Origin of the sequence: Kitasatospora sp. NPDC051914, assembly GCF_040680995.1 — a bacterium.
Lineage (GTDB): Bacteria > Actinomycetota > Actinomycetes > Streptomycetales > Streptomycetaceae > Kitasatospora.
This window is the reverse complement of sequence record NZ_JBFAXX010000035.1, coordinates 16,418-32,060: the sequence shown is the minus strand read 5'-3', so window position 1 is coordinate 32,060 and position 15,643 is coordinate 16,418. Positions and strand designations below refer to the sequence as shown.

Sequence of the window (15,643 nt, the reverse complement as noted above, 5' to 3'; positions counted from 1 at the left end):
GAGTGCTTCTGACGCGGCGCCCGTGCACCTTCGACGGCAAGCTCTAGGCTTGCGGCCATGAGCCCTTCGATCGCCACCAACACCCGGGTGGAGCTGGCCGGGTTGCTGGACTTCGTCCGTCCGCGCCATCGGGCGCTGCTGCTCACCCGCCGCGCCGACGGCACCCCGCAGGCCTCCCCGCTGACCTGCGGGGTGGACGACGCCGGCCGCATCGTCGTCTCCACGTACCCCGAGCGGGCGAAGACCCGCAATGCCCGGCGCGACTCCGCGGTGAGCGTGGTGGTGCTCTCGGACGAGTGGAACGGCCCCTGGGTGCAGGTGGACGGCGAGGCCGAGGTGCTGGACATGCCGGAGGCGCTGGAGCCGCTGGTGGAGTACTACCGGAACATCGCCGGCGAGCACCCGGACTGGGACGAGTACCGCGAGGCGATGCGCCGGCAGGGCAAGTCGCTGATCCGGATCACCCCGCGCCGCTGGGGCCCGATCGCGACCGGCGGCTTCCCGGCCCGTCTGGTGGAGGACCAGGCGTAGCGGAGCCGGCGAGCGCGGTGCGGACGAGGACCAGGACCTCCTCGTCCGCCAGGCCCAGGGCGCGGGCCTCGGCGACCAGCGCCCCGGCGGCCGCGTCGAGGCGGGCCCGGCCGGGTGACGCGGCGTCGGTGATCTGCGCCCCGCGGCCGCGGCGCAGGTCGAGCAGCCCCTCCTCGCGGAGGATCTGGTAACCGCGCAGCACGGTGTGCATGTTGACGTCGAGCGATTCGGCGAGGCCCCGGGCGGGCGGCAGCCGGTCGCCGGGCCGCGCAGTGCCGTCGGCGACGGCGCGGCGGACGCAGGCGGCGATCTGCTCGGCCAGCGGCTGCGGGGAGGCGGGGTTCACGCGGAAGAGCACGGGCGGTCCTCCCGCGGGCGCCGGACGAGCGCGGTGAGCAGCCCGGCGGCGGTGGCGGCGTCAGGGGCGGAGACGATGAACTCCCGTCCGTCGGTGAGCAGGACGGCGACGGCCTCGCCGGGCCGCAGCACCAGGCCGCTGCGCCCGGGCCCGGAGCGGTACCCCTCGTCGCCGAAGATCCCGGTCCACCGGACCTCGCGGCAGTCGGCGGCGGCGATCCGCTCCAGCGGCAGCTGCATCCAGGGCCGGCGGAGCAGTGGCAGGCACACGGTCAGGCCGTGCCGGTCGACGGTGACCCGGATGCGGCCGGTGGCCGTGGCGATCGCGCCGATCAGGGCGGCCGGCAGCGCGCCGGCGCCGGCCCCGGAAACCAGCAGGACGGCGGCGAGCCCGAGCAGGGCGGGGCCGAGGGTCCGCAGCAGCGGCGAGCCGACCGTGCGGGACCAGGAGACGGCCTCCCCGGGGGCGAGCCGGATCGGGGCGGGCACCGGGGGAGTGGCCTGCCCGGCCGGAGCCGGGCGGAGGACCGCACCGCTCAGCAGCAGGCCGAGTACCGCAGCGAGGGCCGCGCCGCCGATGCAGGCCGCCACGGCGGTGCCCGACGAGCGGGCGTCGGCGGCGCGGGCGGCGTGCGCATTGGCGGCGGGCACCAGGCAGCACAGCGAGCCGAGCAGGGCGGCCGCCGCCCAGCCGCCGGCGGTCAGGGCACGCCGTGCGCGGGCCGGCAGGCCGTCGGCGAGCGTCAGGCGGGCGAGGGTGCCGCCGGTGAGCGCGATCAGCCCGAGGGCGGCGGCGAGGAAGCGCCAGGCCGGCAGGGTGCCGTCGGCGCCGTCGGCCGGGAAGTGCACCGCGAGCGGCTCGGGCAGCTGCGGCCGCAGCCGGGCGTACACCAGCAGGACCGCTGCGGCGGCGACCGCGGGCGGCAGGACGGCGACGGCCACTGCGGTGCGGGAGGGCCGGGACGGTCGGGGTAACGGCAGGGCGGGCACGGAGATCCCTCCAGGGACGCGAACGATCGCAGATTGTTCGCACCATACTAGAACAATGCCGGGATGGTGGCGGAACGATCTGCGATCGTCGGTGCGGACCCCCGCCGTCAGGCTGCGGTCAGCGGCAGCAGGTCGGCGTGGTGGCGACGGGTGACCTCGGGGTGGGCCCGGAGGTAGCCCTTGAGTTCGTTGCGGCCGAACTCGGCGAACAGCGGGTTGGCCGGGTCCTGGGTGGCACCCGGGGCGTGGTGGGCCTGGGGGAACTCCAGCGGTTCGATGTGGGCGTCCAGCCGGGGGTTGTAGAAGAACGGCACGGAGAACCGCTCGCGGGCGCCGGGCGGGCTGACCACCCGGTGGCTGGTGGCCTTCAGGTAACCGTCGGTGGCGACCTCCAGCAGTTCGCCGAGGTTGACCACGAAGGCCCCGGGCAGCGGCGGCACCTCCAGGAAGGAGCCGTCCGGGCGCTCCACCTGGAGGCCGCCCACGGTGTCCTGGAGCAGCAGGGTGATGAAGCCGTAGTCCTTGTGCGAGCCGACGCCCTGGGCGGCACCGTCGGGGGCCGTGCCGGGGTACCGCACCAGCTTGAGCCGCAGGTGGGGGTGGCCCTCGAAGGCGTAGTCGTAGTAGTCCGACTCGGCGCCGATCGCGGTGAGCAGTTCGTGCAGCAGCCGCTGCCCGACGCCGCCGAGCCGGTCGATCCAGTGCAGCGAGGCGTCCCGCAGTTCGGGCAGCGCCTCCGGCCACTGGTTCGGGCCCTCCAGCCACCAGTACGGGGGCTCGCCGGCGGTCGGCACGTGCGGGGGCAGTTCGGCGCCGATGTCGAGCTGGTCGCGCCAGTCGCGGCTGCCGCCGGTGCGTTCGTCGCCGGTGCGGGTGTAGCCGCGGAAGTGCGGGGAGTTGAGGTTGCTCACGGCCAGCCGGTCGGCCTCGGGAAGGGCGAAGAAGGCGCGCATGGCGGTGGTGAGCGCGGCGGTCTCGGCCTCGGTCACGCCGTGCCCGACGAGTTGGAAGAAGCCGACGCCGGTGGCGGCGGAGCGGAGCTCCTCGTGCAGCCGGGCGCGGTCCTCCGCACTGCCGTCGGCGAGGGAGAGGTCGATCACCGGGAGGCCGGCCGAGGTGCCGGCGGCGGGACCGGTGGGGGCTGCAGGACCGTTGGAAGGGGACTGCTGGGTCATGGGTGACATCACCTGGGTGTCGTGTGCCCCGGCGGGCCCGGCGGTCGCCGGGGACGCTGCCGCTGCCGCGCCGGGTGTGGCCGGTGCAGCGGGGCCGGGGGAGGGTGTGTGCCCTGAGGGCGGAGGACGAGCGGGATCAGCCGGAGCGTCGACAGGACATGCTCGTGACGCGGAGCAGGTCCACGTGGCGACGGCTGACGAGAAGGAGCACGTCACCAGCGTAACGGACCGCCATCGGCGGTGGCCGGGCCCGTAAGGCCCCCGCCGGGGCCGGGCGGCTCATCCGGCGAGTGCGCGGGCCGCCTTCTCCCTCAGCTCGTTCTTTCTGACCTTGCCGCTGACCGTCATCGGGAAGCCCTCGACGACGTGCACGTAACGGGGGGTCTTGTAGTGGGCGAGGCGGCCGCGGCAGTACTCGGCGACTTCCTCCTGCCCGAGCCCGGCGGCCGGGTCGTGGAGCACCACGAAGGCGCAGACCTCCTCGCCGTAGCGCTCGTCGGGCACGCCGACGACCTGGACGTCGGCGATCTTCGGGTGGGTGTGCAGGAACTCCTCGATCTCGCGCGGGTACACGTTCTCGCCGCCGCGGATGATCATGTCCTTGATCCGGCCGACGATCGCCAGGTAGCCGTCCTCGTGCATCACCGCGAGGTCGCCGGTGTGCATCCAGCCCTCGGCGTCGACCGCCTCGGCGGTGCGCTCCGGGTCGTTCCAGTAGCCGATCATCACCGAGTAGCCGCGGGTGCAGAGCTCGCCGGGCTCGCCGCGGCCGACCGTCCGCCCGGTCTCCGGCTCGACCACCTTGACCTCCAGGTGCGGCAGCACCCGGCCGACCGTGCCGGTGCGGTGCTCCAGGTCGTCGTCGCGGCGGGTCTGGGTGGAGACCGGCGAGGTCTCGGTCATGCCGTACGCGATGGCGACCTCGGCCATGTGCATCTCGGTCTGGACGCGCTTCATCACCTCGACCGGGCAGGGCGAGCCGGCCATGATGCCGGTGCGCAGCGAGGTGAGGTCGTAGCCGGCGAAGTCGGGCAGGCCGAGTTCGGCGATGAACATGGTCGGCACGCCGTACAGCGAGGTGGCCCGTTCGGCCTGCACCGCGTGCAGGGCGGCGGCCGGGTCGAAGCCCTGGCCGGGGATCACCACGCAGGCGCCGTGGCTGAGCGCCGCGAGGTTGCCCATCACCATGCCGAAGCAGTGGTAGAAGGGCACCGGCAGGCAGATCCGGTCCTGCTCGGTGTAGCCGACCAGCTCGCCCACCCAGAAGCCGTTGTTGAGGATGTTGCGGTGCGAGAGGGTGGCGCCCTTGGGGAAGCCGGTGGTGCCGGAGGTGTACTGGATGTTGATCGGGTCGTCCGGCGCCAGGTCGGCGGGGAGGCCGCCGTCGCCGTCCAGCTCCCGGAATTCGGCCTCGCCGATCCACAGCGTCTCGCGCAGGCCCGGGCACTCCTCGCGGATCTCGGCCACCATCGCCCGGTAGTCGCTGGTGCGGTACGCGGGCTGGGCGACCAGCAGGCTCACCCCGGACTGGTTCAGCGCGTACGCCAACTCGTGCGTGCGGTAGGCCGGATTGATGTTCACCAGGATCGCGCCGAGCCGGGCGGTGGCGTACTGCACCAGCACCCACTCGGGGCAGTTGAGCGCCCAGATGCCGACCCGGTCGCCGCGGCGCACCCCGCGGGCCTGCAGGCCGCGGGCCACCCGGTCGACGTCCCGGCCGAGTTCGGCGTACGTCCAGCGGCGGCCGCTCGGCACGTCCACCAGGGCCTCCCGGCCGGGGTGTGCGGCGACGGTGCGTTCCAGGCACTGCCCGATCGTCTCGTCCAGCAGCGGCACGTCGGTGCGGCCGTGCGTGTGGGAAGCCTGTGCGGTCACCATTGACCTCCTGGGCTGGGCGGATCTGCCGGGACCAAGGCTCGCCACCGGGCGGCGCCGAGTCAAGGGCGTCCCGCGCACGGCGCGGCGCGTCCGTGGCATTCGGCGGGCGGCCGCCCCGACCCGGCGGCGCTGTCACGGAGTTGTGACGAAAGCGGGAAGAAATCCGGTACTCGGTGGACGATGGTTCGCCTAGGGTCGATCCCATGGCGCGTCAGAACTCCATCGGTCTAAGCAAGAAGCTCCTCCTGGCGGCCCGTTTCACGGGTGCGAGCGTACTGGGCGGCGTACTCGTCGCAGGGCTGGCGCTCCCCGCGGTCGGGGCGGCCGGGCTCGGCGCGCAGTCCGCGGTGGAGGACTTCGACAGCCTGCCGGACGACTTCGTCACGCCGCCGCTGTCGCAGGCGTCCACGATCCTCGACGCCGACGGCGGGACGATCGCCACCGTCTACAGCCGGGACCGCACGGTCGTCCCCGCCGACGGCATATCGCCCCTGGTCAAGGCCGCGCTCGTCGACATCGAGGACAGTCGCTACTACCAGCACGGCGCCGTCGACCTGAAGGGCGTGCTGCGCGCCCTCAACTCCAACGCGGCATCGGGCACCACCGCGCAGGGCGCCTCCACCCTCACCCAGCAGTACGTCAAGAACGTCTTCGTCGACCAGGCAGGCGACGACCTGCAGAAGGTCCAGGAGGCGCAGCGGCAGACCCTGGAGCGCAAGATCCGGGAGCTCAAGTACGCCATCAAGGTCGAGGAGACCCTGACGAAGGACCAGATCCTCACCAACTACCTCAACATCACCTTCTTCGGCGAGAAGGCGTACGGCGTGGAGGCGGCCGCCCAGCGCTACTTCAGCGTCCACGCCAAGGACCTGACGCTTCCTCAGGCCGCGCTGCTGGCGGGCCTGGTGCAGTCACCGTCCGCCTACGACCCGATCGTCAACCCGAACACGGCCAAGCAGCGCCGCGACACGGTGCTGCACAAGATGGCCGAGTACGGGCACATCACCGCCGAGCAGGCCCGGGAGGCGATCGCCTCGCCGATCGCGCTGAAGGTCACCCGGCCCCACCAGGGCTGCATCACGGCCGGCCTGGGCGAGGGCTTCTTCTGCGACTACGTCCAGAAGACCGTGCTGGCCGACCCGGCGTTCGGGAAGACCCCGGAGGAGCGGCGGGCGCTGTGGCAGCGCGGCGGGCTGCAGATCCGCACCACCCTCGACCCGAAGTCCCAGAAGGCGGTGCAGCAGGCCGTCACCGAGCACGCCGCGCCGTCCGACCGGCCGGCCGCGGTGACGGCGGTCGTCCAGCCGGGCACCGGCAAGGTCCTGGCGATGGCGCAGAGCCGCCCGTACGGGCTGGGCAAGGACCAGACGACGATCAACCTGAGCGTGCCCAAGCGGATGGGCGGCGGCATCGGCTTCCCGACCGGCTCCACCTTCAAGCCGATCGTGGCCGCGGCGGCGCTGGAGAACGGCATCCCGGTGAGCCGCAGCTACACCTCGGGCTACAGCATGCCCTGGCCGGCGATGCGGGACTGCTCGGGCGGCCGCTTCCCGGAGGGCGGCGAGGTGCACAACGACGCCCGCAGCCTGACCGGCAGCTTCGCCATGCCGGCCGCGATGAAGCACTCGGTCAACACCTACTTCGCCAACCTGGAGGCCGAGACCGGCCTGTGCGAGGTGGCGAAGACGGCGGCCAAGCTGGGCATCACCCAGCAGGCCGGCGGCGAGAAGCTCAGCGTGGTGCCCTCGATGACGCTCGGCAGCAACGACCTGTCGCCGCTGGAGATGGCCGCCGCCTACGCGGCGTTCGCCGCCCACGGCACGTACTGCGCGCCGACCGCGATCACCTCGGTGACCGGGCCGGACGGCAAGCCCCTCGGCGTGCCGAAGGCGGCGTGCAGCGAGGCGATGTCCAGGACCACCGCGGACACGGTCACCGCGATGCTCCGGGGCGTGGTCGAGGACGGCGGCACCGGCGACACCGCCGGCCTGTCCGACCGGCCGACGGCCGGCAAGACCGGTACCACCAACGAGGGACGGCAGGTCTGGTTCGTCGGCTACACGCCGGAGCTGGCCGCCGCGACGGTCGTCAGCGACACCATGAACCCGGCCCCGCTGGAGGGCCAGCGGATGGGCGGCCGGCGGATCGATGCGGCCTTCGGCGGTACGGTCGCCGGCCCGATCTGGCGGCAGGCCGTCGAGGAGGCCCTGGACGGCGTCCCCGCCGGGGAGTTCACCTTCGTACGGCTGCCGTCCGCCGCCCCGGAGCCCTCCGAGTCCACGCGGCCGACCCCGGACGCCGGGCAGCCGACCCCGGGCGGCGGGCGGCCCACCCGGGGCGGCCAGCCGACCCCGGGCACGGGACAGCCCAGCCCCGGCACCGGGCGGCCGACCCGCGGCGCCGGCGAGCCGACTCCCGCCGCCGGTCGGCCCAGCGAAGGTCCGGGGGAGCCGGGCCCGGGCACCGGCCAGTAGCCGGCCGGCAGTCGGCCGGCAGTCGGTCGGTGGCAGGTCAGTAGCCGGTGGCGCCGTCGATGCGTTCGCGCAGCAGGTCGGCGTGGCCGTTGTGGCGGGCGTACTCGGCGAGCATGTGGACCAGGATGCGGCGCAGCGACACCGGCTGCCCGGTGGCCCGGTGCACGCCGGTGACGTCCAGCGAGGGGGCGGCGGCGACGATCTCCCGGGAGCGCTCGCACTGCGCCCGCCAGACGGCCAGCGCCTCGGTCGGGTCGCCGTCGAGCCGTTCGAAGTCCTGCTCGGGGTCGTCGTCGGAGTAGTAGAGCATCTCCACGTCCAGCCCGGCGAACTGCAGGTGCAGCCACCACCGTTCGACCCCGGCGAGGTGCCGCAGCAGCCCGTGCAGGGTCAGCCCGGAGGGTGGCACGGTGTGCTCGGAGAGCTGGGCCGCCGTCAGACCGGCGCACTTGAGGGCCAGCGTCTCGCGGTGGAACTCCAGGTACGAGGTGAGGATCTCGCGTTCGTCGCCGACCAGCGGCGGACCGGGCCGGGAATCGGCGTCGGCCCAGCCCTGGGCGTAGTTCTGCGGCGGAATCTCGGGTACGGGGTTCTCGCTCATACCACCACCCTGGCACGCCGGAGTGACAGGTCACCCGGGGGGCGCGTTCAGGAGGCCCCGCCGTGCGGGAACGGGCAGCCGCCCGACTCGCGGGGGCCGAAGGTGCCGAGCTCGGAGATCCGGTACCCGTCGGGGTAGCCGCGGACCTGCCGCCCGTCCCTGGCCAGGTGCGGCCTGCGGCGCGGCGGCAGCAGCCGCACCAGCCGTCCGCGCAGCCGCATGCCGCCGCGGACCAGTGCGGTCAGCAGCGCCGGCGGCGCGGGGTAGCCGAAGGCCTCCCGCAGCGGGTCGTCCAGCAGGCAGATCGAGGAGCGGCGCATCTGGCCGCCGAGCGGGCGGGGGTACCAGCTCGCGGTGAGGTCCAGGGTGGCGTCGGAGACCGCCCGGCCGCCCTCGTCGAAGGCGAAGTTGGCGCGCTCGTAGTCGTCCAGCAGCCGCTCGAACTCCTCGTACGTCTCCGGGACGTCCCGCAGGCCCATGTGCCGGCCGAGTTCGCGGTAGTAGTTGACCGCGGCCCGGATCTCGTGCGCGGAGTACGGGCGCCAGCCGTAGTCGTCCAGCCAGCGCTTGGGCACCACCACGAAGGTGGCGAGGACGTAGACGAAGTCCTCGTTGGAGATCTCGTACCGGCGGTGCATCTGGTTCATCCGGCGGATCGCCTCGCGGCCCGGCTCGGAGTCGAAGCCGTGCTCCAGCACGGCCTCCAGGATCAGCACGGTGTCGTCGTACCGCTTCTGCGCGCGGTTGGTGAACTCGCCCGTCCTGGCCAGCAGCCGGCCGACGGAGGGCACCGCGTAGGTGCGGTAGAGCGCGAAGCCCAGCGACTGGTTGGTGTCCCAGGGGAACTCGTACCAGCTGCTGATCCGGTAGATCTCCGCGTAGTCGGTCTCCGGGTCGAGCTGCTGGATGCGTTCCAGCCACTGGTGACGCTTCATCATGGGCCTTCCGGCGGGCTGGGGGCGGGATCGCCCCCGACTGTAGGGGCTGTCCAAGATCACGGTCAACGGCGCCGGCCGCGTCCGGCGGCACCCGCAGGCGGCCGGAGGTGCGGCCCGGCCCGCCCGTGTCGCGGAGGTGCGGGGCCCGTCCCGGGTGCAGGGTGGAGGGGTGACGGTGCACGGACGGCGGCGCCATGCCGCCCTGCGCGGGGCGTGGCAGCGAGCCCATGCGCTGGTGATGATCCCGCTGGGATTCATCGTGCTGATCTCGGTGGTCGACCTGGCCTCCCCGGCCGACGTGCACCTCGGCCCGCTGCTGGTGGTCGCCCCCGCGATCGAACGGGCCTGAGCCGCCGGGGCCGGCGAGGCCGTGGACCGGGAGGCGGCGGACGGGCGCGTCAGTCGCGGGCCGGGCGTTCCTGCACGGCCCAGCCGTTGCCGTCCGGGTCGGTGAAGAACACGAAGGAGTTCCAGTCGCCGCCCCTGCCCTCGGCCTTGACGCCCTCCTCGAAGTGCTGCACCGGGCTGACGTCCACACCTCCGGCGACCAGGTGCGCGCGGGCGGCGTCGATGTCGTCCACCACCAGTTGGAGCCCCTGCATGGAACCGGGCCGGGACTCGCTGATCCCGGTGCCGATGATGATCGAGCAGCCGGAGCCGCGCGGGGTCAGCTGGACGATCCGGGCCTCCTCGCCGATCCGGGAGTCGGTGTCGACGGCGAAGCCGACCCGCTCGGCGTAGAAGTGCTTGGCGCGGTCCACGTCGGAGACGGGGACGACCACCACCTCGAGCTTCCAGTCCACGGTTCCTCGCCTCCTGTTCTCCGGGCCCGTTCCGCCTGGACACGTGCCCCACCCACTGTGCTCGACGGGCCACCCGCCGTCCCGGCCGACACGCAGGGTGACCGGCCGTGTGTTCCTGCAGCTCGGTCAGGCGATTCGGGCTTGAACCGCCTCCGGGGGTTGTCAGGCCAGGGCCGCCGTCACCGCCGCCTCCGCGTGCAGCCGGGTCGTCGGGAAGACCGGCACCGGGCTGTCCTCCGGCCCGACCAGCAGCTCGATTTCGGTGCAGCCCAGCACCACGCCCTCGGCGCCGCGGGCCACCAGGTCGGCGATCACCTCCCGGTACGCGGCCCGGGACTCCTCGCGGACCACGCCCAGGCACAGTTCCTCGTAGATCACCCGGTGCACCTCGGCCCGACCGGGCCCGTCCGGCACCAGCACCTCCAGCCCGTGCCCGGTGAGGCGGCCGCGGTAGAAGTCCTGCTCCATGGTGAAGGCGGTGCCCAGCAGGCCGATCCGGCGCAGTCCGGCGGCCCGGACGGCCCCGGCCGTGGTGTCGGCGAGGTGCAGCAGCGGTACGTCCACCGCCGCCGCGACCCGGTCGGCCACCTTGTGCATGGTGTTGGTGCAGATCAGCAGCAGGTCGGCGCCGGCCGCGGCGAGCGCCTGCGCGGCACCCGCCAGCACCTCGCCCGCCTCGTCCCAGCGGCCGGCGGTCTGCAGCCGCTCGATCTCGGCGAAGTCCACCGAGTACAGCACGCACTTCGCCGAGTGCAGCCCGCCGAGCCGCTCCTTGGTGAGCTCGTTCAGCAGCCGGTAGTACTCGGCGGTCGATTCCCAGCTCATCCCGCCGATCAGTCCGATCGTCCTCATCGCGCCACTCTCGCACACCACCCGGCCGGGCCCCTCGGGGTTTCCCCAGGGCCTGTCTGGCAGCGCTCCTCAGCAGCAGCGCCCCTCGGCGCCGGCCCGGGTGAAGTCGCCCGCCGCGAAGGCCCCGGCGGGGACGGTGAAGTAGAGCGACCCGGCGTCGCCCCAGCCCCAGCCGAGTCCGGCGTCGCCGGCGAGCTGGAGCAGGTGGACGGCGGGCCCGTCGGCGTCGCGGGCGGTCACCGCGGAGGCGTAGGAGGTGTCGGGCCAGCCGAAGGCGCGGTGGCGGTCGGCGGTGTTCCCGTTCAGGCCGTCCATCGCGTCGAGGATCAGCGAGGGGGCGCCCCAGTGCGCGTCCCGGTCGAAGGCGACGTCCTCGTCCTCGAGGTCCCAGCAGTCCGGGAGCATCACCACCCCGGTGGCGTGCAGCGGGACGGCCGGCCACCGGGTCGCCGGTGCGGGCGCGTCCGTCTCCACCGCCCGCGCCGGGTCGGCGGGGAGTACCCGGTGCATCGCGGGGGAGGAGGTGTCCAGCTTCGCGTACTCCTCGTACGGGATGTCCGGGTCGAGCCGGAAGAAGTTCAGCAGGCCCGGCCGGACCGGCAGTTGGTCGCCCAGCCAGGGGGCGAGCGCGTCCGTGTCGAGGACGGCGAGCAGGGAGAGCGGCACGCCGTCGTGGACGGGCCAGGGGGTGCCGGGCTCCAGCAGGGCGGGGCCGCCGAGCCGGCAGCGGCCGGTGGCCGGGGCGCCGTCCGTCGTGCGGTCCAGCCGGAATCCCCGCCGGGCCATCGCGGCGAACTGCCCGCCGGCCTCCTCGCCGAGCCGTTCGGCGCAGATCCGGTGCAGGGCGGCGTCGTCGTCGAACTCCATGCCGGTGATCATTCCAGCGCCCGGGAAACCGGTTGGCACCGGGCCGCCGCGCCGGGTACGACTGGTGGCCATGACCCTCACCGAACCCGGATTCGCCCCCGTCCCGCTCGACCTCGGGCAGATCCGCCTCGTTCCGTGGGGCGCCGGGTTGCTGCGGTACGCCCCGGGCGTCGCCCGGATCACCGCGGACGAGGAGGTCGCCCTGTGGAACCCGATCCGCGAGACCGACCCCGAGGCGTGGATCCTCGGCCACGCCGACGGCGGCAGCGGCGACGTGGCGGGCTTCGCCGTGCTGGACACGGCCACCGAGGCCCTGCTCGGCACCGTCGGCCTGTACTGGCCGCACCGCGCCGACGGCCAGGCCGCCATCGGCTACCGGCTGCTGCCGGAGGCCCGCGGCCGGGGCGCGGCCACCCTGGCCACCGCGGCCGCCACCCGCTGGGCGTTCACCACCGCGGGCGCCCGCCGGATCGAGCTCTGCCACGCGGTCGGCAACACCGCCTCCTGCCGGGTCGCCGAACGCTGCGGCTTCCCCCTGGAGGGCACCCTGCGCGCCTCGCACCGCTACGGCGACGGCCGCCACCACGACGAACACCTGCACGCCCGCCTGGCCGGCGACCCGGAGCCGCCGCCGCTCGGCGCCGCCCGATGAGGGTTCACTCCCGGGCGGTCGGCATGCCGATCAGGACGGGCCCGCCGTCCGGGGCGCGGGTGCAGGCGTCGTGGCAGTCGGCGTCCAGGCTGCAGCAGAGCGAGCAGACGGTGCCCTCGTGGAACGGGCAGTGCGCGGTGTCCGGCACTTCGTAGGCGATCTCGCAGACCGTGCACACCCGGGTGTCGGTGGCATCGGCGTTGCCGGCGTCCGGGTTGGGCCGGGCCAGGTAGTAGCGGCCCCTGGTGGCCCGGGCGATCAGCGGGCTCAGCACCATGGCCAGCAGCAGCGCGATGAACGGGCTGAACGCCTGTGCATATGTGCCGAACCAGCCGAAGAAGGCGGCGATGGAGACCGCGGCGGCCACGCACATCGCCCCGAACCCCGACGGGTTGACGGCGTACAGGTGGGCCCGCTTGAACTCGATGTGCTTCGGGCTCAGCCCGAGCGGCTTGTTGATCACCAGGTCGGCGGTGACGGCACCGATCCAGGCGATCGCGACGTTGGAGTAGAAGCCGAGCAGGCTGCCCAGCGCGCTGAACATGTTCATCTCCATCAGCAGCAGCGCGATGCCGCAGTTGAGGAAGATGTACCAGACCCGGCCGGGGTGGCGGTGCGTCAGCCGGGAGAAGAAGTTCGACCAGGACAGCGAGCCGGAGTAGGCGTTGGTCGAGTTGATCTTGATCTGGGAGACGATCACGAACACACCGGCCAGCGGCAGCGCCGCCGCGCCCAGCCAGGGCCGCAGCGACTCCACGTACGGTGCGATCGGCTCCAGCGCCCTGGTCTCGCCGACCGCGTCCAGAGCGGCGAACGCGAGCAGTGCGCCGCCGAGTTGCTTCAGCGCGCCGATCACCACCCAGCCGGGACCTGCGGCCAGCACCGCGAGGTCCCAGCGGCGCGCGTTCTCCGGCGTCCGCTTCGGCATGAACCGCAGGTAGTCCGCCTGCTCGCCGATCTGTGCGATCAGCGACAGCGCCACGCCCGTGCCCAGCCCGAAGCCGAGCAGGGTGAACCCGGAGCCGACCCCGTCGGTGCCGCCGAAGTGCGTGAACCCGCCGAAGACGCCGGGGGAGTGGAACGCGAGCACGACGAACGGCGCGATCAGCCCGACGATCCACACCGGCTGCGTCCACGCCTGCATCCGGGCGATCCAGCTCATTCCCTTGAACACGATCGGGATCACGATCAGCGTGGTCAGCAGGTAGCCGACCGGCAGCGGGATGTGCAGCACCTCGTGGAAGGCCTGCGCCATGATCGAGCCCTCGAGGGCGAAGAAGATGAACGTGAAGCTCGCGTACACCAGCGAGGTCAGCGTCGAGCCGAGGTAGCCGAAGCCCGAACCGCGGGTCAGCAGATCCATGTCGACGCCGTTGGCCGCGCACGCCCGGGCGATCGGGATGCCGGTCAGGAAGATCACCACGGCGGCCGTCAGGATCGCCGCCAGCGCGTTGGTGAAGCCGTACGACATCACGATGCCCGCGCCGATCGCGTAGTCCGCGAGGTAGGCGATGCCGCCGAGCGCGGTCGACGCCACCGCCGTCGGCGACCAGCGGCGGAAGGAGTGCGGCGCGTACCGCAGCGAGTAGTCCTCCAGGGACTCGTCCGCGGCGGTGCCCCGGTACGAGCGGCGCGGCCCGGTGCGTTGCCGTCCGCCGTCGTCGGGCCGGGTCGGGGCGTGCGGGCTGGTCGTGTCGGTCATGTCACCGCTCCCGTCTGTCCTCGGGTTGTGCGGCGAGGGTAGGGACAGGGGGTTAAGCGCATCGGCTCGCCACGGTTTCACCGCCGTAACCGCATCCGGGCGGTGACGCACCGTCAATCGGACGCGCCGACGGGTCGGCCGGCAGGCCCCGACCCGCCGACCGGCCCCGCCACAGCGGTCAGCCCTGCGGGTCGCGGCCCTTCCCGGGCGGCCCGGCGAAGGCCTGGACGATCGGCAGCCAGGCGGCCGCGGTGTCGCCGACCGCGGTGAGGGCGAGGTCGTCGGGGTGCCGCCGCCGGGTGGCGAGCAGGCAGAAGTCCAGCGCCGGGCCGGTGACCCGGTCGGTCGCCTCCTCCGGCCCCCACGCCCACGACTCGCCCGCCGGGCCGGTGAGTTCGACCCGCACCGGCGCCTCGGGGGCGGGCAGGCCGTGCGCCGAGAAGGCGAACCCCATGGTGCGCACGCCGAGGTGGGCGATGTGCCGCAGCCGGGCGGTCGGAACGCGTACGGCCCCGAGGGCGTCGGCGACGTCCTGGCCGTGCGCCCAGGTCTCCATCAGCCGGGCGGTCACCATCGAGGGCGCCTTCATCGGCGGGCCGAACCAGGGCAGCCGGGTGTCCTGCGGCACCGCGGCGAGCGCCGCCGCGAGCTGTGCCCGCCCCTCCCGCCAGCGGCCGAGCAGCGCCTCCGGCGCCTCGCCGACCCCTTCCGCGGCACCCCGGTCCACGGCGTCGAGGCCGTCCTCCGCGAACAGGCGCTGCGCCTCCGCGGCGAACCGCTCCGGGTCGTCGGCCGCCAGCAGCGACCAGCGGTCGGTCCAGGCGAGGTGGGCCAGCTGGTGGGCGACGGTCCACCCCTCGGCGGGCGTGGCCGCGGCCAGCCCGTCGGCGTCCAACCCGGCCACCAGGTCGTCCAGTTCGGCGCTCTCGGCGTCCAGGTCCGCGAGCAGTGCGGTGATGTCGGCCATCCCGTTCCCCCTCTTCTCCGGTCTTTCCCCGGTCTTTCCCGATCCTTCTCCGATCCGGAGCCCATCCTGCTGCCGGACTCCTCCCCAAGCCAGGGGGTGCGTGTGAGAATCGCCCGGTGAGGAGCGCAGCCCCCGAGCCCCCGGACACGCGCGCCGCCGAGCTGGTCAGGTCCGCGGTGCTGGCCGACCTGGCCCGGCGGGTGGTCGCCGACTGCGGCGCGGACGTCGGCCTGGTCGGCGTGCCCGACGGCCCGGACGCCATGGTGCTGCAGCACTGGGCCGGCACCCGCGCCGACCTGCTGCACAACCTCCGGGTGCCGGCCGGCACCGGCCTCGGCGGCCGGGCCCTCGCCGAGCGGACGCCCGCCTGGGTCCCGGACTACCGGGCCGCCACCACCATCTCGCACCACTACGACGCCGCGGTCGGCGCCGACGACCTGTACGCGATGCTCGGCGTACCGCTCGTCCACGGCGGCGCGGTGCACGGTGTGGTGTACGCCGCGCTGCGCACGGTGGTGCCCTTCGGTGACGTCCGGATCGGCTCGGTGGCCGACCTGGCCGGCACCGCCACCCGGGCGCTGGCGGGGGCGGCCGCCTGGGCACCGGCCGGGGCCGCCGCCCGGGCGGGCGGGGCGCCCGCGGACCGGGCGGCCGGGGCGGGGCTGACCCCGCGCGAGCACGAGGTGCTGCGCTGGGCGGCGACCGGCCGGACGAATCCGGAGATCGCCGACCGCCTCGGCCTCAGCTGCCACACCGTGACCGGCTACCTGAAGAGCGCGATGCACAAGCTCGGCGCCCGCAACCGGACCGAACTGGCCATCGCCGCCCGCGAGTCCGGCATCGTCCGGTGAGCCCG

At 73.9% G+C, this 15,643-nt stretch carries 16 protein-coding genes; 5 read left to right on the top strand and 11 right to left on the bottom strand.

Translation table 11 applies throughout. From position 1 onward, the window contains the following. Positions 1–57: 57 nt before the first annotated feature. Entirely contained in the window at positions 58–531 is a 474-nt protein-coding gene (locus tag AB0M03_RS22980; RefSeq protein WP_363493738.1) for a PPOX class F420-dependent oxidoreductase, read from the top strand. Here AB0M03_RS22980 and AB0M03_RS22975 read toward each other — a convergent pair. The 4 genes from AB0M03_RS22975 to AB0M03_RS22960 form a co-directional block, all read right to left on the bottom strand. Beyond that, positions 461–889, bottom strand: coding sequence for a GntR family transcriptional regulator (locus tag AB0M03_RS22975; protein ID WP_363493736.1), 429 nt, complete (start codon positions 887–889; stop codon positions 461–463). The genes AB0M03_RS22980 and AB0M03_RS22975 overlap by 71 nt on opposite strands. Continuing rightward, on the bottom strand, positions 874–1,830 hold the full coding sequence (locus AB0M03_RS22970) for a hypothetical protein (RefSeq protein ID WP_363493734.1): 957 nt from the start codon (positions 1,828–1,830) through the stop codon (positions 874–876). Before AB0M03_RS22970 ends, AB0M03_RS22975 begins: the two co-directional genes overlap by 16 nt. A 155-nt stretch (positions 1,831–1,985) precedes the next feature. Continuing rightward, a complete protein-coding gene (locus AB0M03_RS22965; RefSeq protein ID WP_363493733.1) occupies positions 1,986–3,053 on the bottom strand; it encodes a 2-oxoglutarate and iron-dependent oxygenase domain-containing protein in 1,068 nt (355 codons plus the stop codon). Between the two features lie 279 nt (positions 3,054–3,332). Continuing rightward, complete coding sequence (locus AB0M03_RS22960; protein WP_363493731.1) at positions 3,333–4,928, bottom strand: AMP-binding protein; 1,596 nt, start codon at positions 4,926–4,928, stop codon at positions 3,333–3,335. Between the two features lie 206 nt (positions 4,929–5,134). Between AB0M03_RS22960 and AB0M03_RS22955 the strand changes: the two genes are divergently transcribed. Next, positions 5,135–7,405 carry a transglycosylase domain-containing protein gene (locus tag AB0M03_RS22955; protein ID WP_363493729.1) on the top strand — a complete coding sequence of 757 codons (2,271 nt, stop codon included), beginning with the start codon at positions 5,135–5,137 and terminating at the stop codon, positions 7,403–7,405. Between the two features lie 37 nt (positions 7,406–7,442). Here the strand turns inward: AB0M03_RS22955 and AB0M03_RS22950 are convergent, their stop codons facing one another. Both AB0M03_RS22950 and AB0M03_RS22945 read right to left on the bottom strand, forming a co-directional pair. After that, positions 7,443–8,006, bottom strand: a complete 564-nt coding sequence (locus AB0M03_RS22950; RefSeq protein WP_363493727.1) for a DinB family protein — start codon at positions 8,004–8,006, stop codon at positions 7,443–7,445. A 47-nt stretch (positions 8,007–8,053) separates the two neighbouring features. Then, entirely contained in the window at positions 8,054–8,941 is an 888-nt protein-coding gene (locus AB0M03_RS22945) for an oxygenase MpaB family protein (RefSeq protein ID WP_363493827.1), read from the bottom strand. 172 nt (positions 8,942–9,113) lie between these two features. On the opposite strand from AB0M03_RS22945, the gene AB0M03_RS22940 reads away from it, so the two are divergent. Further along, the gene (locus AB0M03_RS22940; RefSeq protein ID WP_363493725.1) at positions 9,114–9,293 is read left to right on the top strand and encodes a hypothetical protein; all 180 of its coding nucleotides are present in this window, start codon (positions 9,114–9,116) and stop codon (positions 9,291–9,293) included. A 49-nt stretch (positions 9,294–9,342) separates the two neighbouring features. Here the strand turns inward: AB0M03_RS22940 and AB0M03_RS22935 are convergent, their stop codons facing one another. The 3 genes from AB0M03_RS22935 to AB0M03_RS22925 all read right to left on the bottom strand — a co-directional run bounded on the left by AB0M03_RS22935 (position 9,343) and on the right by AB0M03_RS22925 (position 11,466). After that, positions 9,343–9,747: a VOC family protein gene (locus tag AB0M03_RS22935; RefSeq protein WP_363493723.1), complete on the bottom strand. Its 405-nt coding sequence runs from the start codon at positions 9,745–9,747 to the stop codon at positions 9,343–9,345. Positions 9,748–9,909: 162 nt separating this feature from the next. Then, positions 9,910–10,599 carry an aspartate/glutamate racemase family protein gene (locus AB0M03_RS22930; RefSeq protein ID WP_363493721.1) on the bottom strand — a complete coding sequence of 230 codons (690 nt, stop codon included), beginning with the start codon at positions 10,597–10,599 and terminating at the stop codon, positions 9,910–9,912. Positions 10,600–10,668: 69 nt separating this feature from the next. Beyond that, positions 10,669–11,466 carry a DUF1963 domain-containing protein gene (locus tag AB0M03_RS22925; RefSeq protein ID WP_363493719.1) on the bottom strand — a complete coding sequence of 266 codons (798 nt, stop codon included), beginning with the start codon at positions 11,464–11,466 and terminating at the stop codon, positions 10,669–10,671. Between the two features lie 70 nt (positions 11,467–11,536). Between AB0M03_RS22925 and AB0M03_RS22920 the strand changes: the two genes are divergently transcribed. Continuing rightward, on the top strand, positions 11,537–12,118 hold the full coding sequence (locus AB0M03_RS22920; protein WP_363493717.1) for a GNAT family N-acetyltransferase: 582 nt from the start codon (positions 11,537–11,539) through the stop codon (positions 12,116–12,118). Positions 12,119–12,122: 4 nt separating this feature from the next. Here AB0M03_RS22920 and AB0M03_RS22915 read toward each other — a convergent pair whose 3' ends face one another. Continuing rightward, on the bottom strand, positions 12,123–13,820 hold the full coding sequence (locus AB0M03_RS22915; protein ID WP_363493715.1) for a hypothetical protein: 1,698 nt from the start codon (positions 13,818–13,820) through the stop codon (positions 12,123–12,125). 178 nt (positions 13,821–13,998) lie between these two features. Further along, positions 13,999–14,787 carry a TIGR03084 family metal-binding protein gene (locus tag AB0M03_RS22910; RefSeq protein WP_363493713.1) on the bottom strand — a complete coding sequence of 263 codons (789 nt, stop codon included), beginning with the start codon at positions 14,785–14,787 and terminating at the stop codon, positions 13,999–14,001. 116 nt (positions 14,788–14,903) lie between these two features. Here AB0M03_RS22910 and AB0M03_RS22905 point away from each other — a divergent pair, with 116 nt between their 5' ends. Further along, entirely contained in the window at positions 14,904–15,638 is a 735-nt protein-coding gene (locus AB0M03_RS22905) for a LuxR C-terminal-related transcriptional regulator (RefSeq protein WP_363493711.1), read from the top strand. Positions 15,639–15,643: the final 5 nt, after the last annotated feature.